Source organism: Kribbella pratensis, from assembly GCF_004365355.1.
Lineage (GTDB): Bacteria > Actinomycetota > Actinomycetes > Propionibacteriales > Kribbellaceae > Kribbella.
The window spans coordinates 3,425,224-3,449,850 of the sequence record NZ_SODP01000001.1 but is presented as its reverse complement, the minus strand read 5'-3'; the positions used below and the strand labels follow the sequence as shown (position 1 = coordinate 3,449,850).

Annotated in this window: 19 protein-coding genes; 11 read left to right on the top strand and 8 right to left on the bottom strand. The window is 68.9% G+C overall.

Going from position 1 to position 24,627, the window contains the following annotated elements; translation table 11 throughout:
- The first annotated feature begins 37 nt into the window (after positions 1-37).
- Positions 38-1,018, top strand: a complete 981-nt coding sequence (locus EV653_RS16345) for an SGNH/GDSL hydrolase family protein (protein ID WP_238159775.1) — start codon at positions 38-40, stop codon at positions 1,016-1,018.
- A 1-nt stretch (position 1,019) separates the two neighbouring features.
- On the opposite strand, the gene EV653_RS16340 is transcribed toward EV653_RS16345, so the two are convergent.
- From EV653_RS16340 to EV653_RS16330, 3 genes are read right to left on the bottom strand one after another with little or no spacing between them, the layout of a single operon-like run.
- A complete protein-coding gene (locus EV653_RS16340) occupies positions 1,020-1,913 on the bottom strand; it encodes a hypothetical protein (RefSeq protein ID WP_134103688.1) in 894 nt (297 codons plus the stop codon).
- A gap of 35 nt (positions 1,914-1,948) precedes the next feature.
- The gene (locus tag EV653_RS16335; protein ID WP_134103686.1) at positions 1,949-3,208 is read right to left on the bottom strand and encodes an SWIM zinc finger family protein; all 1,260 of its coding nucleotides are present in this window, start codon (positions 3,206-3,208) and stop codon (positions 1,949-1,951) included.
- Entirely contained in the window at positions 3,201-6,047 is a 2,847-nt protein-coding gene (locus tag EV653_RS16330) for a DEAD/DEAH box helicase (RefSeq protein WP_238159774.1), read from the bottom strand. The genes EV653_RS16335 and EV653_RS16330 overlap by 8 nt, the downstream gene beginning before the upstream one ends.
- A gap of 80 nt (positions 6,048-6,127) precedes the next feature.
- On the opposite strand from EV653_RS16330, the gene EV653_RS16325 reads away from it, so the two are divergent.
- Positions 6,128-7,102, top strand: coding sequence for a zinc-binding dehydrogenase (locus EV653_RS16325; protein ID WP_134103684.1), 975 nt, complete (start codon positions 6,128-6,130; stop codon positions 7,100-7,102).
- Here EV653_RS16325 and EV653_RS16320 read toward each other — a convergent pair.
- Entirely contained in the window at positions 7,092-8,378 is a 1,287-nt protein-coding gene (locus tag EV653_RS16320) for a GGDEF domain-containing protein (protein ID WP_238159773.1), read from the bottom strand. The two genes, EV653_RS16325 and EV653_RS16320, sit on opposite strands and share 11 nt — an antisense overlap.
- Positions 8,379-8,619: 241 nt before the next feature.
- On the opposite strand from EV653_RS16320, the gene EV653_RS16315 reads away from it, so the two are divergent.
- Positions 8,620-8,808 carry a DEAD/DEAH box helicase gene (locus tag EV653_RS16315; protein WP_134103680.1) on the top strand — a complete coding sequence of 63 codons (189 nt, stop codon included), beginning with the start codon at positions 8,620-8,622 and terminating at the stop codon, positions 8,806-8,808.
- 86 nt (positions 8,809-8,894) lie between these two features.
- Here the strand turns inward: EV653_RS16315 and EV653_RS16310 are convergent, their stop codons facing one another.
- A complete protein-coding gene (locus EV653_RS16310; RefSeq protein ID WP_134103678.1) occupies positions 8,895-10,127 on the bottom strand; it encodes an MFS transporter in 1,233 nt (410 codons plus the stop codon).
- A 400-nt stretch (positions 10,128-10,527) separates the two neighbouring features.
- Between EV653_RS16310 and EV653_RS16305 the strand changes: the two genes are divergently transcribed.
- Positions 10,528-13,086: an MXAN_6230/SCO0854 family RING domain-containing protein gene (locus EV653_RS16305; protein WP_134103676.1), complete on the top strand. Its 2,559-nt coding sequence runs from the start codon at positions 10,528-10,530 to the stop codon at positions 13,084-13,086.
- A 135-nt stretch (positions 13,087-13,221) separates the two neighbouring features.
- Positions 13,222-13,770 carry a hypothetical protein gene (locus tag EV653_RS16300; RefSeq protein WP_134103674.1) on the top strand — a complete coding sequence of 183 codons (549 nt, stop codon included), beginning with the start codon at positions 13,222-13,224 and terminating at the stop codon, positions 13,768-13,770.
- Between the two features lie 264 nt (positions 13,771-14,034).
- Here EV653_RS16300 and EV653_RS16295 read toward each other — a convergent pair whose 3' ends face one another.
- Genes EV653_RS16295 through EV653_RS16285 form a run of 3 tightly spaced genes read right to left on the bottom strand, consistent with a single transcriptional unit; the run spans position 14,035 to position 17,849 of the window.
- Positions 14,035-15,426 (bottom strand): sensor histidine kinase, encoded by a 1,392-nt coding sequence (locus tag EV653_RS16295; protein ID WP_134103672.1) that lies wholly within the window; start codon positions 15,424-15,426, stop codon positions 14,035-14,037.
- Entirely contained in the window at positions 15,426-17,075 is a 1,650-nt protein-coding gene (locus EV653_RS16290) for an FAD-dependent oxidoreductase (RefSeq protein ID WP_134103670.1), read from the bottom strand. Before EV653_RS16290 ends, EV653_RS16295 begins: the two co-directional genes overlap by 1 nt.
- Before the next feature lie 51 nt (positions 17,076-17,126).
- Positions 17,127-17,849: a FadR/GntR family transcriptional regulator gene (locus EV653_RS16285; RefSeq protein WP_238159772.1), complete on the bottom strand. Its 723-nt coding sequence runs from the start codon at positions 17,847-17,849 to the stop codon at positions 17,127-17,129.
- A 165-nt stretch (positions 17,850-18,014) separates the two neighbouring features.
- Here EV653_RS16285 and EV653_RS16280 point away from each other — a divergent pair, with 165 nt between their 5' ends.
- The 6 genes from EV653_RS16280 to EV653_RS16255 all read left to right on the top strand — a co-directional run bounded on the left by EV653_RS16280 (position 18,015) and on the right by EV653_RS16255 (position 24,616).
- Positions 18,015-19,535 (top strand): ABC transporter substrate-binding protein, encoded by a 1,521-nt coding sequence (locus EV653_RS16280; RefSeq protein ID WP_238159770.1) that lies wholly within the window; start codon positions 18,015-18,017, stop codon positions 19,533-19,535.
- Positions 19,532-20,479 carry an ABC transporter permease gene (locus EV653_RS16275; RefSeq protein ID WP_134103666.1) on the top strand — a complete coding sequence of 316 codons (948 nt, stop codon included), beginning with the start codon at positions 19,532-19,534 and terminating at the stop codon, positions 20,477-20,479. The genes EV653_RS16280 and EV653_RS16275 overlap by 4 nt, the downstream gene beginning before the upstream one ends.
- Positions 20,476-21,294 (top strand): ABC transporter permease, encoded by an 819-nt coding sequence (locus EV653_RS16270; RefSeq protein ID WP_134103664.1) that lies wholly within the window; start codon positions 20,476-20,478, stop codon positions 21,292-21,294. The genes EV653_RS16275 and EV653_RS16270 overlap by 4 nt, the downstream gene beginning before the upstream one ends.
- 76 nt (positions 21,295-21,370) lie before the next feature.
- Positions 21,371-22,324: an ABC transporter ATP-binding protein gene (locus EV653_RS16265; protein WP_134103662.1), complete on the top strand. Its 954-nt coding sequence runs from the start codon at positions 21,371-21,373 to the stop codon at positions 22,322-22,324.
- The gene (locus tag EV653_RS16260) at positions 22,317-23,186 is read left to right on the top strand and encodes an ATP-binding cassette domain-containing protein (protein WP_134103660.1); all 870 of its coding nucleotides are present in this window, start codon (positions 22,317-22,319) and stop codon (positions 23,184-23,186) included. Before EV653_RS16265 ends, EV653_RS16260 begins: the two co-directional genes overlap by 8 nt.
- A complete protein-coding gene (locus tag EV653_RS16255) occupies positions 23,183-24,616 on the top strand; it encodes an aldehyde dehydrogenase family protein (protein WP_134103658.1) in 1,434 nt (477 codons plus the stop codon). The genes EV653_RS16260 and EV653_RS16255 overlap by 4 nt, the downstream gene beginning before the upstream one ends.
- The last annotated feature ends 11 nt before the right edge of the window (positions 24,617-24,627 follow it).

Sequence of the window (24,627 nt, the reverse complement as noted above, 5' to 3'; positions counted from 1 at the left end):
GCAGAATGGCACAGCAACCGAGACCGAGGAGTGTGCTGTGCCGTTCGAGCCTGGCGAGGTCGTCGCCCCGTCTGATCCGCGCATCGTCCTGGAAGGACAGTGGGGACACCAGCCCGGTGTGGCGATCACCGTGAACTCCGGTTCGCGGATCTCGTTCTCGTACGCCGGTGAGCGGGTTCAGCTGCTCTTCGACACCGACGGGCTCACGGTCGCGCCGCACCTGTGGATCACGGTCGATGACGGCGAGCCGGAGTTGCAGGTGATCGAGGGGCCGGTTGTCGAGCTCTCGGCGCCCGACGGTCGGCACCGCGTCGAGGTCGTGGTCAAGGATGTCAACGAGCACGCGAACCGGTGGAACCCGCCGCTCGAGTGCGCGGTCGTGTTCGCCGGTCTCGTGCTCGACGTGAACACGCGGCTCCGACTGAGCGGCCGGCCAGGCGGTCCGCGGATGGAGTTCTACGGCGACTCGATCACGCAGGGCGTTCAGTCGCTGAGCGAGCACCCGGAGTCCGAGGGCGCGGACGGCACGACGTCGTACGCGTACCTGACCGCGCGGGCCTTCGGCGCGACGTCGTACCAGGTCGGGTTCGGGAGCCAGGGGATCAGCAAGCCGGGGAACGGCGAGGTGCCGGCCGGCGTGGACTCGTTCGGCTGGAACTTCGCCGGCTCACCGGCCGAGCGCGTCGAGCCGTCCGACGTGGTCGTGATCAACCTCGGCGTGAACGATCCGACGCTGGACGTCGACGAGTACGCCGGTTGTGTACGGCGGGTGCGCGCGGCGTACCCGGAGACGACGATCGTGGCGCTGACGCCGTTCAACGGCAAGCACGCCGACACGATCGAGGCCGCGGTGAAGTCCCTCGACGATCCCGACCTCGTCTACATCGACTCCACCGGCTGGATCACTGAGGACGACTGCACCGACCAGGTCCACCCGACCGTTGCCGGCCACGCCAAGATCGCCGAGCACCTGATCCCAGCCCTCGAAGAACACACCACCCTGCGCAGAGGCCGCTGATTCATTCGTAGGCCGGTGCGATCGCTTGGGCGAGGGCGACGAGCAGGCCTGCGTTCAGCGTGCTGTCCGGGGTTGCCACCAATTCGACGTAAGCGTCTTTGGTGGTGCGGAACGCCAATTCGCCGTCTGTCTGCTGCCAGCCCTCGGCGCCGACATTCACCCGATGCGACGTGAACCCGCCTTTCACGTAGCCGAAGTCGAGCGCCGGATCCGAGCCCAGGCCACCGGATCTGACCGCAACCGAGCGGGTCGCCGAGCCCCGCTGGCACCACAAGTAGCCGTCGGTCAGGGTGTCTCGCCGCAGCACCGCCTTCTCGCCGAGTAGTCGCTCGGCTGCCGCAGTGCCGCGGGCGCACTCCGGCTGAGCGATGATGGCCGGCGCTGTGGGAAGGCCGCCGGGCAGCCCGACGATCGTCTGCGCGATGGATCGGAGTTCGTCCAACGTGCCTGAGCCGTCGTTCACCATGCGTAGCTCGACCGGACGGTTGCCGGCGCGGAAGACGAGCCAGGGAGCGGCGGCCGCCGGGTCGACAGCCCATGACCCCGGCCCGACCTCACCGTCGATGACTTTGGCTGCGTACTGCATTCCTGTGACCCACTCGGTGTCGCCCTTGCGGGACTGAGCGAACTGCGCGTCGGTGACCGGGATCGCGGACAGAGCGACCCAGACCCGATGGAACTCCTGTGTCGTGTCGACCAACGAGCAGTTGTCCGCGAGCGGCGCGGTGAGGCGCGACTCTGCCTCCGCGGCCTTCCAACCGGTGAGCCGCGGGGCGAGCCGCTCGCACAGGTTTGCTGCTGGTGCCGGCGTCGGCACGACCCGCTGCGCGGTGTGGCTGTCGCAGGCGGCCAGGCCGAGCAGTAGGACAGCTATCGCGGCTGTGATTCGGCGCATGGTGGTGCACCCTCCCCAGGTACGTCAGTCGGAGCTTAGAGGAGATCCTTGGGGTCTGGAGATGGAGGGCCGGCCAGGGTCCAGTCGCTGAAGTGTTGGTCGAAGCGGTACCAGAGGTTGTCTTGCCCTAGGCGGAGTTGGAGTTTGCCTGAGGCGACTCGGTTGGCTTCGACGGTGGCGTTGGGGAGGGCCTCGAGGGCTTCGGTCAGGGCGTCGGGGGTGACTGGGATGACTGCGACCGGGTCGTCGAGGGTGACGGCCAGGCCGCCGGGGCCGGCTTCGCGCCAGGCGACGGCCCAGGTGGTTAGTTGACGGGAGGAGATGCCGGCGCGGTGGGCCAGGTCGGCTAGTTCTGGCGTGCCTAGAGCCTTGGCTGCTCTACGGGCCAGGTCTTGCTCGAAGGTGAGGTTGAGGCCGCCGTCTCCGTCGCCGGACGCCAGCTCCCAGGCGCGTCGAGCGGCATCGGTTGCCAGGGCGACGAGATCTCGTACGTCGACGCCGGACGAGCGCGGTGGGTCGAGGACTCGCACAGCTGCAGGCACACCGGGCGCAGCGAGCGGCCTAGGTGGTGCAGGCACAGGAACAGTTGACGGGGTCTCAGGTGTCAGGTGGCGAGCAAACGCTGCTATTGCGGGGATGCCGGCCGGTGGGGGAGTACGGGGTGCGACGACTGGGGCGGCCGGCGAGCCGCGGCGGGTGCGGAGGGCTGCCAAGAGTTCGTCTTTGCGCCGACCGCGGAGGAGGAGCAACGCGAACGGGTCGTCGTCCAACGCGTCCGCAATGAGGTAGCAGACGGCCGCGGAATGCTTGCAGGGAACGGCAAAGTCGGGGCAGGTGCAGTGCGTGAGGACTTCGCCGGCTCCGGGCAGGAGCTCGAGCCCCGCATCGCCCACATCGTCGATGACCTCGGGCGGCATCTCCCCATCCAGCAGCGCCGCGACCCGACCAATCTGCGCCGACACCACCTCGAGCACAGAATCCCACTCCGCGCTCGAGAACGCGCGGATCCGCACCGTCACCTGGTACGGCGTGACGCGGCTGCCCTGTACTACGGCCTCAACCTCTCCCGGACTCACCGTCAGGTCGACAACACTCCCGCGCCGCGCGTACGACCGTCCACGCGACAATCGCCCCGGGTCAAGCCGAGCGCGCTGCTCCAACGCCTCCAACCACGCGCGACCCCACCACGTCGCCCCGAACGGCCGACGGCTCCCCGGCCCCTTCGCCGCAGGCAGCCCGGCGTCCTCCCCCTTCCGCCGCCACCCCTGCCACGGCACCCGGTCTTCGTCAGCCATCGGATTTCCCAACGGCAGAAGGGTTGTACGCACTCGCCGAGCCGGACTTGGCCGGGGTCGTCGAGAGCTCGACCAGCTCGGTGAGCTCGGCATCCGACAGCTCGCTCAGCCACGCCTCGCCCGAGCCGACCACAGCATCGGCGAGGTCGCGCTTCGCGTTGATGACGGTCGAGATCCGGTCTTCCAGCGTGTTCTCGGTGACGAGGCGATGGACCTGCACCGGGCGGTCCTGGCCGATCCGGTACGCACGGTCGGTCGCCTGATCCTCGACCGCAGGGTTCCACCAGCGGTCGTAATGCACGACGTGCGTGGCCCGCGTCAGCGTCAGCCCGACCCCGCCGGCCTTCAACGACAGCAAGAAGACCTGCGCCGCACCGGATTGGAAGTCCGCGACCAGCTGCTCGCGCTTCCGCACCCCGATCCCGCCGTGCAAGAACAACGACTTGATCTGCCGCGCCGCCAGATGCGCTTCGATCAGCCGGCACATCTCGACGTACTGACTGAAGATCAGCACGGATTCGCCCTCGGCCAGGATCACGTCGAGCAGCTCGTCCAGCGCGGCGAGCTTGCCCGAGCGTCGCTCCAGCGGACCGGGCTCGTGCAGGAACTGCGCCGGGTGGTTGCATACCTGCTTCAGTTGCGTGAGCAGACTCAGCACGAGCCCGCGTCGCGCGATGCCCTCCGCCTCCTCGATCTTGGCGAGCGTCTCCTTCGCCACCGCTTGGTAGAGCGTGGCCTGCTCGGCGGTCAGCGGTACGACGACATCGCGCTCCGACTTCTGCGGAAGCTCCGGAGCAATCCCCGGATCGCTCTTGCGCCGTCGCAGCAGGAACGGCCGCGTCACCCGGGCGAGCCGCGCGGTCGCCTCCTCGTCGTGGAACCGCTCGACGGGTACGGCGACGTCGTGGCGGAACCGGTCGAGCGTCCCGAGCAGCCCCGGCGCCGACCAGTCGAGGATCGACCAGAGCTCGGACAGACGATTCTCCACCGGCGTACCGGTCAGCGCGATCCTCGTTGCTGAGGGCAACGTTCGCAGCGCGCGAGCCGTGCGGGACAACGGGTTCTTCGCGTGTTGTGCCTCGTCCGCGACGACCAGGCCCCACGCCACCTCGCCGAGAACACGGTGGTCCTGACGCACCACGCCGTACGTCGTCAGCACCACCTCGTCGGGCGCGATGTCGCTCAGCATCCGGCCCGCGCCGTGGTAGCGCCGCGTCGGTACGTCGGGGGCGAATCGCTCGAACTCGCGCTCCCACGTGCCGAGCAGGGTCGACGGGCAGACGACCAGCGTCGGGCCGCGCCGCTCCAGCTGGAGGTGCAGCGCGATCACCTGGATCGTCTTGCCCAGTCCCATGTCGTCGGCCAGGCAGCCGCCGAGGCCGAGGTTGGCGAGCTGCGCCATCCACGCGACGCCGCGTCGCTGGTAATCGCGGAGGGTCGCGCGCAGGCCGACCGGATCGGTGAACGGAGCCGGCTCCTCGGCCGTACGCAGCCGGGCGAGCATCGCGGCCAGCGAACCATCCGCGTCGAAAGGAACGAGCTCACCGTCGACATCGATGGTCCCGGTCAGCGCCGCGCCGAGCGCCTCGGCGCCCGTCAGCTTGCGCGTGGAGCCGTTGCGCAGCCGGCGTACGACATCTTGGTCGACGCGGATCCAGCGGCCGCGCATGCGGATCATCGGCCGTTTCGCTTCCGCGAGCGCGGCGACCTCGGCTTCGGTCAGGTCCTGGCCGTCGAGCGTCGGTCGCCAGCGGAACGCGACCAGATCGTTCAGGCTGAAGTCCGGGCCGGTGATCGCGCCGGGAGTCGGCGTGGCGACCGAGCCGCGGACGGCCAGCTCGCCGGCGAACAGGTCGGTCGGCCAGAGCACCTCGATGCCTGCGCCTTCTAATGCAGGGCTTCCTTCGGCCAGCTCCTCGAGCGCGTCGTCGTCGATGCCGACCTCCTCCGGAGCTGCGTCGCGCAGCGCGGCTCCCAGCGGCGGCCAGACTCGTGCCCCGCGGCGGAGGGCGAGGAGGAGGTCGGTCTCGGCGCGCTCGCCGAGGGCTGTGAGTACGGCGGCCGGCGCGTTCCACATGTCCGCGACGTCGACCAGCAAGCTCGGATCGAGACCGCTGCGCAACTGCAGGACGCCGCGGAACGTTTCCTGCGGCAGCTCGGGTGGCTCGATCCGGAGGACCAGGCGAGCGCCTGCCTCCTCGGCGAGGGCCGTCTCGTCGAGCCAGCCGGACGGTCCGATCAGCGTGGTCGGATCGGCGGCGGCGAACGGCGCGGCACCAGGGCGCGTGGCGACAGCTGCCGCCGGCGTCCGGACGAGGCTGTCGGCGAGTGCGTCCCAGAACGCGCGGACGAGTTGCTCGGGGTCGACCAGGCGGACCGGTCGGGTGCCTTCGATCGGCAGGGCATGACCGTGCGCAGGCATGGCGGCGCTGAGGTTTCGCAGCCAGGCGCGGTCGATCGGGTCGAGCGGAGCGACGCGCCAAGCGCCGTACCCCTCGGGGCTGCGATCCGGAACGAGGCGCCCGCGGCCGATCAGCACCAGTCCCGCCAGCCCGGCCGCCCGCCACGCAGCCCAACTAGCGGCCCAACCGTCGGAGTCGACGCCTGGGCCTATGTCGGGGCCGGTCAGGCGGACGAGCAGCTCGGGCATGGACAGGAGCCGAGCAGGCACCGTCGTACGCCGGACCGTCGAACCACGCGGCAGCACGAGGTCGACCGTGCCATCAGGCTGCTCGCCGGCCGCGGCCAGGTCGCCGTACAGCGCCAGCCGGCCCGCGCGCGGCGGGTCGGCCGGAACGAAGACGGCGTCGAGCATGCCCTGCACAGTACGCCGGACCACCGACAACTCCCGCGCTTGACCTGAACCAACGTTGAGGTTGCAGTCTCGGAACCCCGAAGACAACCGGAGAGAGTGCAGCTATGCGTGCAGCAGTAGTGACCAAGTTCGGCGGCCCGGACGTGATCGAGACCCGCGACCTACCGGACCCCGAGCCCGGAGCGGGCCAGGTGCTCGTCGAGGTGGAGTTCGCGGACGTCATCTTCGTCGAGACCGCGATCCGCCGCGGCGGGCACGGCAAGTTCTTCGACGTCGAGCCGCCCTACGTCCCGGGAGGCACCCTCGGCGGACGGGTCCGCGCGGTCGGCCCCGACGTACCGGCGGACTGGATCGGCAAGACCGTCGTCGGCCGAGCGGACGGCTTCGGTGCGCACGCCGAGCTCGCCCTCACCACGACCGACCTGGTCGAGGTGCCACCCCAGCTCGACCTGCAGACCGCGGTCGCGGTGTACGGCGACGGGCTCACCGCACTCATGCTCGAGGAGCTGGCGCCTTCGATGACCGGCCAGGACGTACTGATCACCGCCTCGGCCGGCGGGATGGGCCTGCTCCTGATCCAGCTCGCCCACAAGGCCGGCGCACACGTGATCGCGGCCGCCCGCGGCGAGGAGAAGCTCCAGTTGAGCCGAGCCCAGGGCGCCGACATGCTGATCGACTACAGCAAGCCGTCCTGGGAGAAGTCGGTTCTCGAGGCAACCAGCAATCGCGGCGCCGACATCGTCTTCGAAGGCGCCGGCGGCGAACTGGGCGCGGCCGCCTTCAGCGTGGTGAAGGACGGCGGCTGGTTCTCCGCCCACGGCGCCCCCAGCGGCAACTTCGCCCCCATCGACCCCGCCGAAGCCATCCGCCGCGGCGTCACCCTCAAGGGCATCATGGACCTCCGCGCCGACTCGACCACCACAACCATCACCGGCACCGACGTCATCACCCGCGCGACCGCCGGCGACCTGACCCCTGTCATCGACCAGGTCTACGACCTCGACCACCTACCCACCGCCCACCAAGCCCTGGAGGACCGAACCCTCCGCGGCAAGGCACTGATCAGAGTCAGTCGCTGACGTGGTGGTCCGCCGAGTCAGAGCGCTCTGACTGCTCGGCGCGGTCGGCGCGGTCGGCGCGGTCGGCATTCTCGGCATTCTCGGCGTGATCGGTGACGGCCGGCGGGCTGGGGAGCGCGGCGACGATCTGGTTGCGCCCGGCCCGCTTGGCCGTCAGTAGTGCGTCGTCGGCGGCGAGGATGAGCTGGTCCATGGTGTTCGCGACATGCGGGTAGATCGCCGCACCGAAAGATGCCGGTACGCCGGTGATCGCCGCCTTGCCGCCGTTCGTCGTACCGACCGACACCGTGAGGCTCACGAGCCGCTCTCGGATCCGCTCCGCGATCTCCATCACCTCGGTCTCGGACGCGCCGGGCAGCAGGACCGCCAGCTCGTCTCCGCCGACCCGTGCGACCAGATCGCCGTGCCGCACCTCGGCCCGGATCGCCTCGCCGACTGCACGCAGCGCCTCGTCACCGGCCGGGTGGCCGTAGGTGTCGTTGATCTCCTTGAACCTGTCGAGGTCCAGCATCAGCAGACCGACCGTGCTGCGCAGAGTGTCCGCACGGGCCAGCTCAGCGGGCACTGCGCTCGCCCAGTACGACGAGGTCGCCAGACCGGTCTTCGAGTCGGTCCCAGCGGCCCGCTGGTACTGCGGAAGCAGCAGATCCCGGTGCAGCGCCATCACCGTCACCATGAGCACAGGGACGACCCATGGGTACGACGACTGGACCGCAGCGATCGCTACGCCCAACCCCAGACCGGCACATACGACCAGCTGGTCTGACAGCTCACCGAGCGCCTCACGTGCAGTGGCCTCCGGCGAGGCGAGCAGGATGGCGCCGATCACCAGCGCGTAGTTCACCAGCCACCAGGTCCCGGCCGCGGCCATCACGACCAGCAGCGACCAGAAGCCGGTCGGCACCCGCGGCTCGGTCAGCAGGCCCCCGGCGCGCAGTACGGCGGCGGCTGCTGCGCTGGCGAGGATGTAGGTCGCTGCTGAGAAGACCTTGCGGTGCGCAACGGTCCGCCCGTACACGCGGAACCAGGAGTAGGCGTAGGCCAGCACCACCAGCGGGATGACCAGCGACAGCGGGAGCAGCAGCAGGGCCGCAAAGATCCACAGGCACTTCAGATTCGTGTGGGGTGAAGTGTTGGCCGCAGTCTCGCGTCGGCGCTCGATCCCGCGGGCACACTCCAGGTGGAGGGTCGACGCGACGGCAAGGACGACGAATGCGACCCACTCCGAGTGCCGGACGCCGGAGTTCGGCCCGACCAGCGTGCTGCGAACCGCCACTGTGGTAATCGTGACCGCAATCACATCAATAGCGAGAACATAAGCCAAAGCAGTCCTCGGCAACGACCAGAGCTTCCATTGCCGGGGTGGCCCCCAACTGCTCCGACCGATCAGAATCATATGAGCCTCACACACGGTCGATCTGAGCGGTTATGCGTTCATCGTAACGACCTGTTCACGTCACGTCACGCCCGTGTCCGGGTCATTCCACCAGTTGGGCACTCCAGAAGGGTCGAGAATCATGCAGAAGACGACGCGCAGTAACGGCACCGGCAACGACTGGTTCACCGGCGGCAACGATTGGTTCCACGGTGGGAACGACTGGTTCACCGGCGGGAACGACTGGTTCACCGGTGGCGGCAACGACTGGTTCCGCGGCGGTAACGACTGGTTCGCGCCGCGCACCGCCAATGGTGGTAACGATTGGTGACGAAAGGTAAATCTTTACCTCGGTCTTACATTCCGGAGAACCCGCTCACGGGCTGAACCGGACGGCCCGGAATTTATCCCGACAAGTCATTCTCCGGAATGGTCGTCGATTCGGCGGGCGCGCGCCCAGGCGCCGCCCGCCGCGGCCGCCAGCAATGCCCCCACGACGCCCATCACGGCGAGTGCGCCGGAAGCGCCGAAAGGTCCTGCCAGCAACCCGACCAGCAGAATTCCGAGGCCCTGGCTGCCCTTCAGCGCGGTACCCGCAACGCCGAAGGCCTTGCCCCGCTGGTGATCGGGCACAGCCTGGACGAACGCGGCGCTGGTCGGCAGGTGGTACGCCGATGCGGCCCCGGACAGTGCCCAGAGACAGAAGGTCACCGCGGGGCCCGGCTGGAGCGCACAGAAGGCCAGCGGGACACATGCCGCGACCGCCAGCGGTCCGAGGAGTCTCAGCCGCCGCTCCGGCGACCACAGCGTGATCAGCCACATCCCGAGCACACAGCCGGCAGGACTTGCGGCGAGCAGGACTCCCGCGGTCGTGGGGCCATAGCCAATTTCGTGCGCGTAAGGGACCGCTAGGCCCTCTACGGTGACGTAGAAGCCGGCGATGGTGGCCAGGAGGACGAGGGTGCGGAGTTTCGGGGTGCGGGCCACCAGGGCGATGCCGGAGGTCAGATCCTTCAGATAGCTCGCTGGTGGCGCATCTGTGCCACTTGCCGGGGCGGGTCGTCGGCGTACTCCGAAGGTGATCAGGAGGGCCGACAGGACGAAGGTGGCGGCGTCGAGGAGCAGGCCGCCTGACGTCCCCACGGCGACCACGACGGCACCGCCGAAGCCGAAGCCGAGGACCTGGCTGAACTGGACGACCATGTCGTTCGCGGCCTTGCCGAGGACGTAGTGGTCACCCGGGAGTACGGCGGGCAGCGTCGCCCCACGCGCCGCGTTGAACGGCGAACCGAACGCCTGCAACGCCACCAGCAGCAGGATCACCACGAACAGCGGCAGTGCCTGGATCGCCATCCCTGCAACGAGAATCGCCCGTGCGACATCGGTGACGATCATCACCGTACGTCGCGGGTACCGGTCGGCGAACCCGGCCAGCAGCGGCCCGAACAACAGGTCCGGTACGTAGGTCAGCGCGTAGGTCAACGCGGTCAGCCCGGCCGACGAGGTCCGGTCGAAGACCAGCACCGACAGCGCTACCCGCGCGAGCTGATCGCCCGCCACCGACAGCACTCCTGCCAGGAACAACGCCCGGAACTCGGCGTGCCCGAAGACGTCACGCCAGCGGGCTCGCTCGACCACCGCAACCGACATACCTACGACGTTAACCACATTCCGTGGCCCGACACCTTCCGAGGGTGATCAACTCCGTGTCCGGCGGCACCTCAAGGGTTTACTCGCGGCGCATCTGTGCCAGTTCGGGGCCAGATTGGGGGACCCGGTAGCGCAGTATTTGGGTGAACGTTCTACTCTGTAGATCTCCGGTAGCGGGGTCTGGGCGGGGCGGCCCCGACCCTGCTACCGGAGCTCTTCTTTGTGGGCTCCTGTTGCGGCCCAGAAACTGTCGGTGGGCCCCGGTAGCGTTCTCAGTGCCAGGGGCGGCTCCTGGACGTGCTTCCTTCTCCTTCACCAGGCCAAGTAGCGCGTCCGCTCTCCGCCCCTGGCGCCGTCATCACAGCACGCAGCAGCACAGGACGCCAGCGGGGGAGACGCCATGCCGGAAGAATCAGCGCAAGTCCTGCTGCGCCGGCGCCGGCTGGTGGATGTCACCACCCTGACTCCGGCGGTGCGCCGGACAGCCTGGCAATGGCTCCGCCGTCCGCTCACGATCCAGGCCGGACTGTCCGCGCTCCAGGCCGACCTGATCCAGCGGGGCTTCCTGCTGTCCGTCGGCCTCTACCGGTACTGCGCCTCGCTGTCGGCTCCCGCCCTCGCCGGCTTCGGCAGAGCGCTGCTCGACCTGCTCGATGCCGAGTCCGGTCACGACACCCACCACACGCCGCTGTTCCGCGGCTTCCCGGAGAGCGTGCCGGGCAACACCGAGACCTTCTACATCAACAGGGTCTTCGCTCGTCTCCTCCAGGAGCCCGACCAGCCCTGCGTGCTCTGCGGCGACACCAAGACAGTGCATCCGGTCTCGCCGTGTGCCCATCTGGTCTGCCGGACGTGCTGGGACGGGTCGGACTTCAGCGCGTGCCCGCTCTGCCTGCGCCGGATCGATCGCAAGGACCCGTTCCTCAAGCCGTCGTTCGACGAGGAGCAGCCCGCACACGTCCGCTCGGACTGTCTTCGCCTGCTCTCACTGGCAACGGACGACTCGGCCCGTGAGACAGCCGAGTCCCTGCTCGCGCGGCGCGCGCCGCTCTCGGCCGCGGATCGGGCCGACCTGTTGGTGCTGCTCGACGGCGCCGACCCGTCGTGGCTGCCGGACGAGATCCCGGTCCGCGAGACCCGAGCGCTCGTCATCGCGCACTTCCTCGCCGACGATCCGGAGCTGATCGATCGCACCGACACCGCGACCGACGTACTGCGAGTGATCTACGCGCTGATGGACGCCGACCCCGGGCTGCGGACACCGCCGGTCCGGCGGAAGTCGTTGCCGCGGGCAACCCGACGGCTGCTGCTGCAACGGTTGGACCGGCTACCGGTGGAGACGCTGACCGAGGACCTGCTGCGCCACGAGCGGGCCTGGAAGCGGATCGCGGAGAACCTGCACCCGTTCGAGTTCGCGGCCCGCTGCCCGGTCGCGGCGCTCGCGTTCGCAGTACTTCGTCGTACCGAGCTGGATCTCGCGACCGCGGCCGGGCGAGCAGTGGCGGGTGAGGCGGCGCAGCATCCGTTGATTCGCGTCGAGGACGGGCGGCTCGTGACGAGCACGTTCGCCGCTCGGGTCGAGGGCGCCTTCGCGCAAGGCCGGCCAGAGCAGGCGCTCGACCTGCTGCGTGAGCGTCCAGGCGAGTTGGTACGCTGCCTGGTGCACTTGGCACGCGTGCTTCCGCCCGAGCACCACGCCGATCTCGTCGAGGCACTGACGATCGCGGTGTCGGACGTCTCGCCAGTGGTGATCACCGCCGCGCTCGGTCAGGTCCGGACTCCGCCCGGTGATCTGCGACTGTTCTTCCCACGCGGCGGGACGGCCCGGATCTGGACGTCGGTCGACGACCGCGAGCCGTTGCCGAGCGAGCTCGCCATGGAGCTGTCCGGCGTCCTGACCGGTGAAATGTTGCGTCGGGCAACGGATCTGCCGCGGTGGCGCCGGGCGTTCCTGGACGAGGAGCTGGCACGGCTGGCGGCGCCCGGTTCGGAGCGGAGTACGTCGTCGAGTCTGCTGCGGATGACGCGGGGGAGTGCGGTGCCGATCCCGCAGGACGAGTTGCTGCGGCTGTTCCTGCACTGGGTCGAGCCGGCCGGTCGGCGGATCGATCTCGATCTGTCCGTCGCGGTGTTCGACGAGGAGTGGGCGTTCGCCGGGCTGTGCGATTACACGCGGCTGCGCGTCGACCAGGACGCGCTGGTGCACTCCGGCGACCTGACGTCGGCGCCGGCTCCGCGGGGGTCGACGGAGTTCGTGGACATCGACCTGCGCGCGGTGCGCCGGGTCGAGGGGCGTTACGTGCTGCCGATCGTGTTCAGCTACAACGACGTGCCGTTCGATCAGTTGGAGCGCGGGTTCGTCGGGGTGATGCGGCAACCAAATGGTCTGTTCGACCCGGCCGCGGTCGAGGAGCGGTTCGACCTGTCCGGGCCGGCGAAGATCCTGATGCCGTTCGGCGTCGACCTGCACACCAAGGAGCTGCGCTGGTACGACGTGAACCTCGGCGCGGCCGGATACGGTCACAACGTCGCGAAGTACGGCGGCCGGCTCGGGCTGGTGGCTGCGACGCTGGAGGAAGTGCACGGGTCGGGCGATCGGGTCAGCCTGTGGGAGATCTGCTGCTGGCACGCGGCCGCGCGGACCGACGAGATCGCGGTCCGGTGCGCCGACGGATCGGTCGTCGGGTATCAGCGGCAGCCGTCCGAGGAGCTCGCGGCGTTCGCGCGGCGCGTCACGGCTCGGTTGGAGCCCGACCGGCGGTGGGACGAGGACGCCGCCGACCGGGCGGATTTCGTCGCGGTTCTGGCTGGTGACGTGACGCCGCGATCGGGCGCGGAGGTGTATGCGCTGCATCCGCGTCTGCTCGACCGCGCGAGCGTGACCTTGGTCGACGCGCCGCACCTGCTCGCCGTACTGGCGCCCGACACCCGCGCCCGGGCGACCCTGCGCTCGGTCTGAGGCGCGGCCCCTGCGCTCGGGCGAGTCTGGCAGGGGCCTGAGAATTGTTTGACAGTTCCGTGACGGAGGCGGGGGTGTCGCTTTGGCGCGCTCCGGTGCAGGAGTACAACGGAATTGACGCGAAGGGAGCCACGAATGACGTACGACGTGGTGGTGCTCATCGAGCGGGAGATGAGCGAGGGCGACGCGCGCCGCGTTGCCGCCCTGTACGCAAGACACGAAGAAGCCGTTGAGTACCACCTGCTGGTCTCCAGTCATCCGGACAGCGGCTTCGGCGGTCCGATGGCGTTGCTGGGGTCGACGTTCGCGGACGTGGCCGGCATGACCGGCAGCGCGGCCGTGACCGGCTCGGCGACCGCTCCGTCGGCGCGGGTCGGTCCCGTGGCCACTCCGAGCCGAACACCGACGGCCACCCTCGCGGACCCGGCCGTCGACCTCGCGTCGGTGATCGAACACAGCTCACGCCGCCTCCGGGCCGCGAGCGGTTACCAGGTCCACGTCTCCATCACCCACGGCGAGATCCTGCTGGCGCTGATGCAGATGGTGAAGACCACCGGTAGCAAAGAGGTCGTCGTGGTCGCCTGGCCCGAGACCGCGGCCCGGTTCGTCTGCTCCGACTGGTCGGCCAAGGCCCGCAAGCTCCTCAAGGTGCCGCGGGTCCGGATTCTCGAGCACGACACCTGAGGACCCGTACCGAACGACAGGAGTGAGGCCGTGCCGGTTGGCCCCACGCCTACTGCGCGGCACTCGGCACGGCACCTCGCCGCACGGGTGCAAAGGGAACGATGCTCCGCATCGACCCCTTCGCCCCCGCGCGCCGATGCACCGCACCGAGCACCTGCTCGCTACGGCGTGGGACCAACCGGCACGGCCTAGTTCATGCCGGAGCGGGCGGGCTCCACGGCGTGACGGCGCGCACCGCCACTACTTCCTGTCGTTCGGGACGAATCAAACCGCCGGGCTGGGCTGTCGCGGTAACCGCACCTGGAGCGTGGTCTGGCCGGGCTGCGACGCGATGGTGATCGTGCCGCCGTGATGCTCGGCGACGATCCGCTGGGCGATGTCGAGGCCCAGACCGGTGCCCTTGCCGACGTCCTTGGTCGTGTAGAAGGGCTCGAACGCGCGCGCCGCGACCTCAGTCGGCATGCCGCGACCGGTGTCGGTGAACTCGACCACGATCCGGTCGCCGTCGGTCCGGGTCATGATCCGCAACGTTCCGATGCCGTCCATCGCGTCGACCGCGTTGTCGATCAGGTTCGTCCACACCTGGTTGAGTTCGCCCGCGAACGCGTCGATCCGCGGTACGTCGGCGCCGTACTCGCGGATCACCTCGACGCCGTCGCGCAATTTGTGCCCGAGCATCACCAGTGTGCTCTCGATGCCCTCGGTCACGTCGATGGTCTGGATCGAACCGCGGTCCATCTGCGAGTACGAGCGGACCGCCGCCACGAGTTCGGTGATCCGCCGCGTCGACTCCTTCACCTCACCGAGCAATGTCGCCGCGGACAGCGTGCTGGCGACCCACTCCAGGCCAGGCTCCAGCGCGTCTCCCAGTACGTCGGCCGCGCGCTCACACCACTCGACACCGGCGCCCGCGGCTGCCAACGGCGGTGCGATGAGCCAGTCCTGGGTTACACCGTGATCGCCGAGCCAGTCCGAGATCGTGTTCTCGTCATCGGCAAGATCGACCGGATCCGGTGCCGCAGTACCGGAGGCGAGCTCGAGCCGCAGCTCGTCGAGCGCACCGAACTGCACGGCCGTCACGTCGCCCTCCGCCAGCCGGCGCAGAGCCGACAGCAGCGTGACGCACGCAGTGTCGAGCGCGCTGACCGAACGGGCCGCAGCCGCAGCGGGATTGTTGATCTCGTGCGCCAACCCGGCCGCCAACGTGCCGAGCGTGATCAGCGATTCCCGCTGCCGGGCCGTCGACTCGATCGCCCGCGCGGTCCCGTACACGCCCCTGATCAGATGCCCGGCGAGCGGGAACCACGCGTCGATCCGCTCCCGAAGCACATCGGTCGGCACCCGCAGCACCCGGCCCTCGGCCAGGCCGCGGCCGCTGGCGAGGTAGACGCCGTGCTCGTCCCAGGCGCGGAACCCGCCGGCCCAGCGGCCTGGTACGTCCATCTTGCCCATCACGGTGTCCTCGCGGCCGATCTTGCGGTGCAGCGCGATCACGCCGTCGACCAGGACCCACCAGAAGTCGGCGGGCTCACCTTCGTGGAACAGGTCGGCGCCGAGCTCGATCGTGACCTCGGTGCTGCCGTCGATCAGCTCGTCCAGTTGCGCGTCGGTCAGCCCGGCGAAGAGCGGGATGCCTCGCAGGTCCTCGGCGCGCATCAGACGGTCGCCAGGTAGCGGTGGACGAGATAGATCGACATGGCGCCTTCGCCGACCGCGGAGGCCACCCGTTTCATCGAGTCCAGCCGGACGTCGCCCGCGGCGAACACCCCGGGCACGCTGGTCTCCAACGCGTACGGCGGTCTCGGCAACGCCCACCGATCGAAGGCGAGCACGTCAGGCCCGGTCACCACGAAGCCCTTCTCGTCGCGGACGACCGAGTCGCCGAGCCAATCGGTCCGCGGGATCGCTCCGACGAAGATGAACAACCAACTGGCCAGCACCTCCTCGACGCGACCGGAAGCGCGGTCGGCCAGTGTCAGACCCTCGAGGTGACCATCCCCGCGGCAGCCGACCACCTCGGTCCGGCACCGTACTTCGATCGTGGGCGCGTTGGTGATCTTGTCGATCAGGTACCGCGACATCGAGCTCTCGAGCGAGTCGCCGCGGACGAGGAGCACGACCCGCTTGGCGTAGCGCGACAGGTTGAGGGCTGCTTGACCGGCCGAGTTCGCCGCGCCGACGATGAACACCTCGTCGTCCTGCACCTGGCTGGCCTCGCTGGCGGTCGCACCGTAGTACACGCCGCGGCCGGTGAGGTCGGCGAGGCCGGCGACGTCGAGGCTGCGGTACGAGACGCCGGTCGCAACGATCAGCGCGCGAGCCTCGATCTCCCCGGATCCTTCGAGCAACACGGCGTGCACGGGCCCGCGCGACTCGAGCCCGACGACCGAGCGCGCGAGCACCATCTCCGCGCCGAAACGGGAGGCTTGCGCGACCGCTCGCTGGGCGAGGTCCGAGCCGGTCAGTCCGCGCGGGAAACCGAGATAGTTCTCGATCGCCGCGCTGAGACCGGCCTGGCCGCCGGGTGCTTCGCGCTCGATGATGACCGTGCTGAGGCCTTCGGACGCGGCGTACACCCCCGCGGCCAGGCCGGCGGGTCCGCCGCCGACGATGCACACGTCGTACAGCGGCTGTTCGGCTCGCGTGCGCAGGCCGAGCGCCGACGCGAGGTCGAGAGTGGTGGGGGAGCGGAGGGTGTCACTCTCCGGGATCAGGACCAGCGGGAGATCGTTGTCGGAGGCATCGGCCAGGTCCTTCAGGCGCTGGGCTTCGGGGTCGCGTTCGATGTCGTACCAGCGGTACGGCACGTGGTTGCGGGCCAGGAACGTCTTGATGTCGTGCGACCGGTCCGACCAGCGGTTGCCGACGACGCGGACATCGGACACGTGGTCGGGGTTGGCGTGCTGCCAGTCGCCGAGCAGGTCGTCGACGACCGGGAACAGTTGGTCCTCGGGCGGATCCCACGGCTTCAGCAGGTAGTAGTCGAGGCCGATGTCGTTGATGGCCCGGATCGCGACGTCGGTGTCGGCGTACGCGGTGAGCAGCAGGTACTTCGCGCTCGGTGCGTGCACGCGGGCGCGTTCGAGCAGCTCGATCCCGGTCATGCCGGGCATCCGCTGGTCGGTGGCGATCAGCGCGATCGGCTGGTTGCGCAGGGCCAGCTTCGTCAGCGCGGCCAGCGCCTGGTCGCCCGAGGTCGCCCGCACGACCAGGTAGTCGTCGCCGTACCGCCGGCGCAGGTCACGGGAGATCGCCGCCGAAACCATCGGGTCGTCGTCGACAGTCAGAATCGCAGGTTTGCTCACGCGGTGCCCCCCACCCATGAACCGATCCCGTCAGAATGCCACGGGAAACACTCAGTCCTCTACGAGCGCACGCAAGGTTTCCTGCTCGGAGTCGGGCACGTACCCGCCGTAGTAGTCGTACATGTTCTGACGGGCCAGGCGGGCGGCGGCGTGGCCGTTGCCGGTGCGGATCGCGTCGACGACGTCGGCGTGGTGGTGCAGGGACTCGAGCATCAGAGCGCGGCTGTTCGGCGCGTGGGCGATCTTGTCGGAGATCAGGCTGAGGACGACGCCGCGGACGACCTCGTTGCAGGTCTGGATCAGCGAGTTGCGGCTGATCCGCGCGATCAGCTCGTGGAAGGCGAGATCGGCCTGGCTGAACGCGTCGAAGTCGACGTCGATCGCGGCCCGCATCGCGACTAGCGTCTCCTCCAGCTCGTCGAGCTCTTCCGGTGTACGCAACCGCGACGCGACCTGGATCGCGGCGCCGTCCATGATCATCCGGAACCCGATCAGCTCGCTCAGGGTCAGCTCGTCGACGCGGGCCAGGCGGACCATCTGCTTGCGCAGCGCGGACTGCGAGAACGGCAGGATCTCCGGCCCGTTGGGATCGCCCGGGCGGGAGCGGACCACGCCGTTGCTCTCCAGCACCCGCAGCGCCTCGCGGACGGTCGACCGGCTGACTGCGAACTGCGCGACCAGCTCGCGCTCGCTCGGCAGCCGCTGGCCCGGGACGAGGTCGCCGCTGGCCAGTGCGTCCTCGACCTGTTCGACGATCCGTTCGTACGCGCGCACGGGTTGTACCGGTTGGAACTGTGGTCCTGTTGTCACCCGGCGCACCCCCTACTCGCTTGACAGGCACTTGAGCAGGGACAAATCTAGTGGCCCAGTAATACCTAGTCCACTGGTCAGACCAGTCGCAGGTCAGACAGGATCAGTACGGCCTCTGAAGGAGTTGGCGTGAAGTCGTCGTTTCGCATTCGGGCGGTCGCGTTCCTCGCCTCCGCGGCGGTGCTGGCCCTGACCGCCTGCTCGGCAGGTTCGAGCACGTCCGGCGGTGGGTCCGGCAGTTCGCCCGGCGGGGACCAGAAACTGTCGGTCGGCCTGGTCGCCGAGCCGGCCAGCCTGGACTTCACCACCACCGACGGCGCTGCGATCCCGCAGGCGCTGCTCGGCAACGTGTACGAGACGCTGGTCAAGCAGGACGACTCCGGCAAGATCGTGCCGTCGCTGGCGAAGTCGTGGACGGTCTCGCCGGACCGCAAGACCTACACCTTCGACCTGGTCGACAACGCGAAGTTCACCAACGGCAAGCAGTTCACCGCGAACGACGCGGTGTTCAGCATCAACCGGGTGAAGACGGCGTGGACGATCTCGCTGAAGGCCGCGATGGACGTCGTCGCATCCGCGAAGGCGCTGTCGCCGACCCAGTTGCAGGTCACGCTGGCCAAGCCGAGCAACGACTGGCTGTTCCGGATGACCACTCGGATCGGCGCGATGTTCTCGGAGAGCGGCGTCAGCGCGCTGGCGACCGACCCGGTCGGCACCGGCCCGTTCAAGTTCTCGAAGTGGAACCGCGGCGACTCGATCGTCATGGTCCGCAACGACGACTACTGGGGCAGCAAGCCGTTCTTCCAGCAGATCACGCTGAAGTACTTCAAGGACGCGACCGCCCTCAACAACGCGCTGCTGACCGGCACGATCAACGTGATCGGCACGGTCCAGGCGCCGGAGGCGTTGAGCCAGTTCACCAGCAACGACAAGTACCAGGTGATCGAAGGGACGACGAACGGCGAGGTGCTGCTCTCGTTCAACAACTCGCGGCCGGTGTTCAAGGATCTCCGCACCCGTCAGGCGATCCGGATGGCGATCGACCACAAGGCGCTGCTCGATACGTGCTGGGCCGGTCGCGGCAAGCTGATCGGCAGCATGGTCCCGCCGACCGACCCGTGGTACGAAGACCTCACCGGCGTCGCGCCGTACGACCTGGCGAAGGCGAAGTCGTTGCTGCAGGCATCCGGTGCGGCCGGCAAGACCCTCCGGCTGCGGCTGCCGACGTTGCCGTACGCAACGTCCTGCGGCCAGGTCGTGAAGAGCATGCTGGAGCAGGCCGGGCTGAAGGTGCAGATCGACCAGCTCGAGTTCCCCGCGGCCTGGCTGACCACGGTCTTCAAGAACGCCGACTACGACATGTCGATCATCGCCCACGTCGAGCCGCGCGACCTCGGCGCCGTGTTCAACGCGAAGTACTACACGCGGTACGACGATCCGACCTTGCAGGGCTATCTCGCCGCCGCGGACTCCGGTGACGAGGCCGCGCAGGTCGACAACATGAAGAAGGCGGCGCGCCGGCTGTCCGAGCAGGCCGCGGGCGACTGGCTGTTCCTGCTGCCGAACCTGATCGTCGCGGACAAGAACATCAAGGGCCTGCCGACCAACGCCATCACCGAGAACTTCGATCTCTCCAAGCTCGCCCGATGATTCTTCGCCTGATCGAGCGCACCGGCGTGTTCTTGGTCAGTCTTGCGGTGAGCTCGGTGCTGGTGTTCGCGTTCATGGCGGTGCTGCCCGGCGACCCCGCTCGGGTCGCGCTCGGCGTGAACGCATCCGACCAAGCGGTGGCCGAGCTCCGGCAGCAGTTCGGCCTCGACCGTCCGCTGCCGACGCAGTACTTCGACTGGCTCGGTGGATTGCTCCACGGCGACCTCGGTACGTCGTACGTGTCGAAGGTGGCGATCGGGCCGCAGGTGTTCGACCGCCTGCAGGTGACGCTGTGGCTGGTCGTCGCCGGCATGATCATCGCGCTGGTGATCGCCGTGCCGGCCGGTACGGTGATGGCCGCGCGGCACCGCAAGGTGTCCGGGCTGGCGCTCTCCGCGGTGTCCCAGGTCGGCGTCGCCGTACCGGCGTTCCTCGCCGGGATCCTGCTGATCGTCGTGTTCGCGGTCAAGCTCGGCTGGCTGCCTGCGAACGGCTGGACCCCGCCCGCACAAGACCCTGGGATGTTCCTCAAGCAGCTGATCCTTCCGGCCCTCTCGCTAGGCCTGGTCCAAGGTGCGGTCCTCACCCGCTACGTCCGCAGCGCAGTCCTGGACGTGCTCCGCGAGGACTACTTGCGGACGGCACGCGCGAAGGGTCTGCGGCCGTTCCAGGCGTTGTGGCGACACGGGCTGCGCAACGCAGCCGTGCCGGTGGTGACCGTGCTCGGTCTCCAACTGGCGACGTTGTTGATCGGGGCAGTCGTCGTCGAGCGCGTCTTCGTCATCCCCGGCCTGGGCAGCCTCCTGCTGGACGGCGTCTCGAACCGAGATCTTCTGCTCGTCCAGGACGTCGTGATGGTCCTGGTCCTGGCCGTCCTCCTGGTCAACTTCATCGTCGACGTGCTGTACGTCGCCCTCGACCCGCGACTGAGGACGGCGTCATGAAGCGACTGAACCCGAGCCTCATCGTCGGCGGCGCGATCGTCGCCGTCATCGTCCTGATGGCGCTGGTCTCCTTCGTCTGGACCCCGTACGACGCCACGCTCGTCACGCCCACCTCCCGGTTGCTGAAGCCGTCCTGGTCGCACTGGTTCGGGACCGACAAGTTCGGACGGGACGTGCTCAGCCAGATCATGGTCGGCTCACGGACGACGCTGTTCGTCGGCGTGGTCGCCGTCGGCGTCGCCGCGGTGATCGGCGTACCGCTCGGAATCCTGGCGGCGATGGTACGTCGGTGGCCGGGCGAGGCCATCATGCGCGCCAACGACCTGCTGCTCGCGTTCCCGGCGTTGCTGTTGGCCATCATGTTCGGCGCGGTGTTCGGGGCGAGCACGCTGACGGCGATGATTGCCATCGGCATCGCTTCGGTGCCGAGCTTCGCCCGCGTGATCCGCAGCGGCGCGCTACAGGTGATGCGGACCGAGTACGTGCTGGCGGCCCGCGCCGCCGGACGACGGCCGGTGCCGATCGCAGTCCGGCACGTCCTGCCGAACGTGACCAGCCTGATCACCGTGCAAGCCTCCGTGTCGTTCGCCATCGCAGTACTCGCGGAGGCGGCGCTCTCGTTCCTCGGCTACGGCACGCCACCGCCGACACCGTCGTGGGGCCGGATGCTCCAGGAGAGCCAGGAGTTCCTGTTCAGCGCGCCGCGGTTGGCGATCTTCCCCGGCATCGCGATCGCCATCGCCGTCCTCGGCTTCAACCTCCTCGGCGACGGCCTGCGCGACCGCTTCGATCCGAAACTGGAGGACCGCCCATGAACGAGCGAAGCGAGTTCATCGACGGGCACAGCGCGCCTCGTGCCTCATCCGCGCCCGGAGCGAAGCGAGGACGTGGATGAGCAATGTGCTGACGGTTCGCGGGTTGTCCGTGAAGGTTCGCGACACGGAGCTGGTGTCCGACGTCGACCTGACGGTCGGCGCAGGGGAGCGGGTCGGGCTGATCGGCGAGTCGGGCTCGGGCAAGTCGTTGACAGCGTTGAGTGTGATCGGCCTCCTTCCCGAGGATGTGTACGCCGCCGGCTCGGTCCGCCTTGATGGTGTCGACCACGAGCTGATCGGCGCCGACGAACGCCGCATGTCGCAGGTCCGCGGCCGTGACATCGCGATGGTCTTCCAGGAGCCGATGACCGCGCTCAATCCGACCATGCGGATCGGTGACCAAGTCGCCGAGGCGGTGCTGATCCACAAGACCAAGCCCAAATCGGCGGCTCGTGCCGCCGCGGCCGAGCTCCTCGACCGCGTGCAGCTGCCGACCGACACCCTGCGTGCGTACCCGCACCAACTCTCCGGCGGCCAACGTCAGCGAGTCGTCCTGGCGCTTGCCCTGGCCAACGATCCGTCGCTCCTGATCTGCGACGAGCCGACCACCGCGCTCGACGTCACGGTCCAGGCCCTTGTGCTCGACCTGATCGTTCGTGGCGTCATGGACCGGTCGTCCGCACTCCTGTTCATCACCCACGACCTGGCCGTCGTCGCGACAGTCTGCGAACGCGTGCTCGTCATGTACGGCGGACGCGTCGTCGAATCCGGCCCGGTCACCGACGTGTTCACGCGGCCACGTCACCGCTACACCGAGGGCCTGCTCGCCGCGTCCGACCTCGACACCACGTCCCGTCGACTCACCACGATCCCCGGCAACGTGCCACCCGCAGGCAGGTTCCCGTCCGGCTGCGTCTTCCGCACCCGCTGCGCCTACGCCACCGCCCTGTGCGAAGAGTCTCCACCATGGTCGGGCGACGAGGCGCAGGGCTTCGCCTGCCATCACCCCGCGGGGGTGGCCGATGCCTGAGCACATCCCGACGACGCACGAGCTCGAGACGCCAACCGCCATCCAGGTCGTCGATCTCGTCCGCGACTACCCGCGGCCGCGGACCTCGTTGTTCCAGCCGGCTCCGGTCGTGCATGCGCTGCGTGGCGTGAGCCTGGAAGTCAAGCAGGGCGAGCGGTTCGGCATCGTCGGCGAGTCCGGCTGTGGCAAGTCCACGCTCCTGCGCATCATCGCGGCGCTCGACCGCGCGACGTCCGGCACTGTGATTGTCGAAGGCACCGATATCACCCGGCTGTCCGATCGCCGGCTGCGCTTCCTCCGCGAGAACCTCCAGCTCGTCTTCCAGGACCCGATGAGTTCGCTCGACCCGCGGATGCGCGTCCGCGACATCATCGCCGAGCCGCTCGTCGTCCAAGGCCACCCGGCGTCGGGCGAACGCGTCCGCGAGCTGCTCGAGGCCGTCGGCCTGTCCGCGGATGCAGGCGACCGGTACCCGCATCAGTTCTCCGGCGGCCAGCGTCAGCGCATCTCGATCGCGCGTGCGCTCGCGCCCCGTCCGCGCATCCTGATCGCGGATGAGCCGGTCAGCGCACTCGATGTGTCGGTCCGTGCCCAGGTCCTCAACCTGATCTCCGATCTGGTCGACGAGCTCAACCTGACGCTGGTGTTCGTCTCGCACGACCTGTCCGTGATCAAGCACGTCTGCGACCGCGTGGCCGTCATGAATGCCGGCCAGATCGTCGAGACCGGTTACACCGGCGACGTGTACGCCTCCCCACAGCACCCGTACACGCAACGCCTGGTCTCGGCCATCCCCACCCTTCAGCGCGCCCTCTCCGGGGCGACGACGTCCGACCTGCTCGCGAAGGGAGATCCAGCGTGAAGTTCCCAGCCGGCCTGCCGATCGGTGAGGCCTGGATCGAGGCACCGGCCACGGCTCCGGTGATCTTCCCCTACGACGGTTCGACGGTGGCGGACGCGCCGGTCGGTGATGTAGAGCTGGCGCGGACGGCGCTCGACAACGCCCTGTCCGTGCGCGAGGCGGTCGGCCGGCTTCCGTCGTACCTTCGCCGGAAAGTCTTGCAGAGCGTGCATTCCGCGGTCCTTGCTGCGCGCAACGAGTTCGTGGATCTGCTGGTGCTCGAGACCGGCAAGCCGCTCGTCGACTGCCGGGTGGAGATCGATCGGACACTGCTCACCCTGGAGACGTCAGCCGAGGAGGTCGCCCGGCTGCATGGCGAGACGGTGCCGCTCGATCTGCTGCCGAGTGGTGAAGGGCTGCAAGGGTTCTGGGTGCGGAAGCCGATCGGCGTGGTCGTCGGGATCACCGGGTTCAACTATCCGTTGTTGCTCGCGGCACACAAGATCGCGCCGGCGTTCGCGGCGGGCTGCCCGATCATCGTGAAGCCCGCACCGCAGACGCCGCTCGCCACGCTGTGGCTGGTCCATCTCATGCGCTCAGCTCTCGCGGACGCCGGAGCACCCGAGAGCGCTGTTCAGTTGGTCACGGGCGGGGCCGACGTCGGCGCGACGCTCACCACCGACGGTCGCATTGGTGCCGTCTCGTTCACCGGATCCGCCGCGGTCGGTCACCGCATCGCGCGTGATGCAGCTCCGACCAAAGTCCTGCTCGAACTCGGTTCGAACTCCGCGCTGGTCGTTGCCGAGGACGCCGATCTCGACGCGGCCGCCGATGCGATCGTGCGTGGTGGGTACTACGCCTCCGGTCAGGCGTGCATCTCCGTCCAACGCGTGATCGCGGTCGAGTCCGTTCGCCAAGCATTGTTGGAGAAACTCGGTGCTCGCCTCCCGGCCGTCGTCGTCGGGGACCCGCGCGATCGGGAGACGCGGGTGTCCGCCCTGATCAATCCCGCGTCCACCGATCGGGTCCGGAAGTGGGTCGGCGACGCGGTCCACGCGGGCGGGTCGATTGCGTACGAGGCGCCTGGCGACGTCCTCGGGCCGATCGTGCTGACCGACGTACCCGATGGTCTGCCTGCCTGGGACGAGGAGATCTTCGGACCGGTGATCGCGGTGCGGGCGGTGCCCGATATCGACAGCGCGCTGCGGGCCGTGAACGAGACGCGGTACGGCCTGCACGCGAGCGTCTTCACCTCCTCGCTGGACACCGCGTTCGCCGCGATCGACCGGCTCGAGGTCGGGGGAGTGGTGATCAACGACGTCCCCGGGTTCCGCTCCGATGTCATGCCGTACGGCGGTGTGAAGGACTCGGGCACCGGCCGCGAGGGACCGCGCTTCGCGATCGAGGAACTGACCACAACCCGCATGGCAATCATCCGCCCGCGTCCGTGAGAGGTGGCCTG

Coding starts and splice junctions, on each gene's coding strand:
- EV653_RS16340 (WP_134103688.1), bottom strand. CDS start 1,913: ATGCGCCGAATCACAGCCGCGATAGCTGTCCTACTGCTCGGCCTGGCC.
- EV653_RS16335 (WP_134103686.1), bottom strand. CDS start 3,208: ATGGCTGACGAAGACCGGGTGCCGTGGCAGGGGTGGCGGCGGAAGGGG.
- EV653_RS16325 (WP_134103684.1), top strand. CDS start 6,128: ATGCGTGCAGCAGTAGTGACCAAGTTCGGCGGCCCGGACGTGATCGAG.
- EV653_RS16315 (WP_134103680.1), top strand. CDS start 8,620: ATGCAGAAGACGACGCGCAGTAACGGCACCGGCAACGACTGGTTCACC.
- EV653_RS16310 (WP_134103678.1), bottom strand. CDS start 10,127: ATGTCGGTTGCGGTGGTCGAGCGAGCCCGCTGGCGTGACGTCTTCGGG.
- EV653_RS16305 (WP_134103676.1), top strand. CDS start 10,528: ATGCCGGAAGAATCAGCGCAAGTCCTGCTGCGCCGGCGCCGGCTGGTG.
- EV653_RS16300 (WP_134103674.1), top strand. CDS start 13,222: ATGACGTACGACGTGGTGGTGCTCATCGAGCGGGAGATGAGCGAGGGC.
- EV653_RS16295 (WP_134103672.1), bottom strand. CDS start 15,426: ATGCGCGCCGAGGACCTGCGAGGCATCCCGCTCTTCGCCGGGCTGACC.
- EV653_RS16275 (WP_134103666.1), top strand. CDS start 19,532: ATGATTCTTCGCCTGATCGAGCGCACCGGCGTGTTCTTGGTCAGTCTT.
- EV653_RS16270 (WP_134103664.1), top strand. CDS start 20,476: ATGAAGCGACTGAACCCGAGCCTCATCGTCGGCGGCGCGATCGTCGCC.
- EV653_RS16265 (WP_134103662.1), top strand. CDS start 21,371: ATGAGCAATGTGCTGACGGTTCGCGGGTTGTCCGTGAAGGTTCGCGAC.
- EV653_RS16260 (WP_134103660.1), top strand. CDS start 22,317: ATGCCTGAGCACATCCCGACGACGCACGAGCTCGAGACGCCAACCGCC.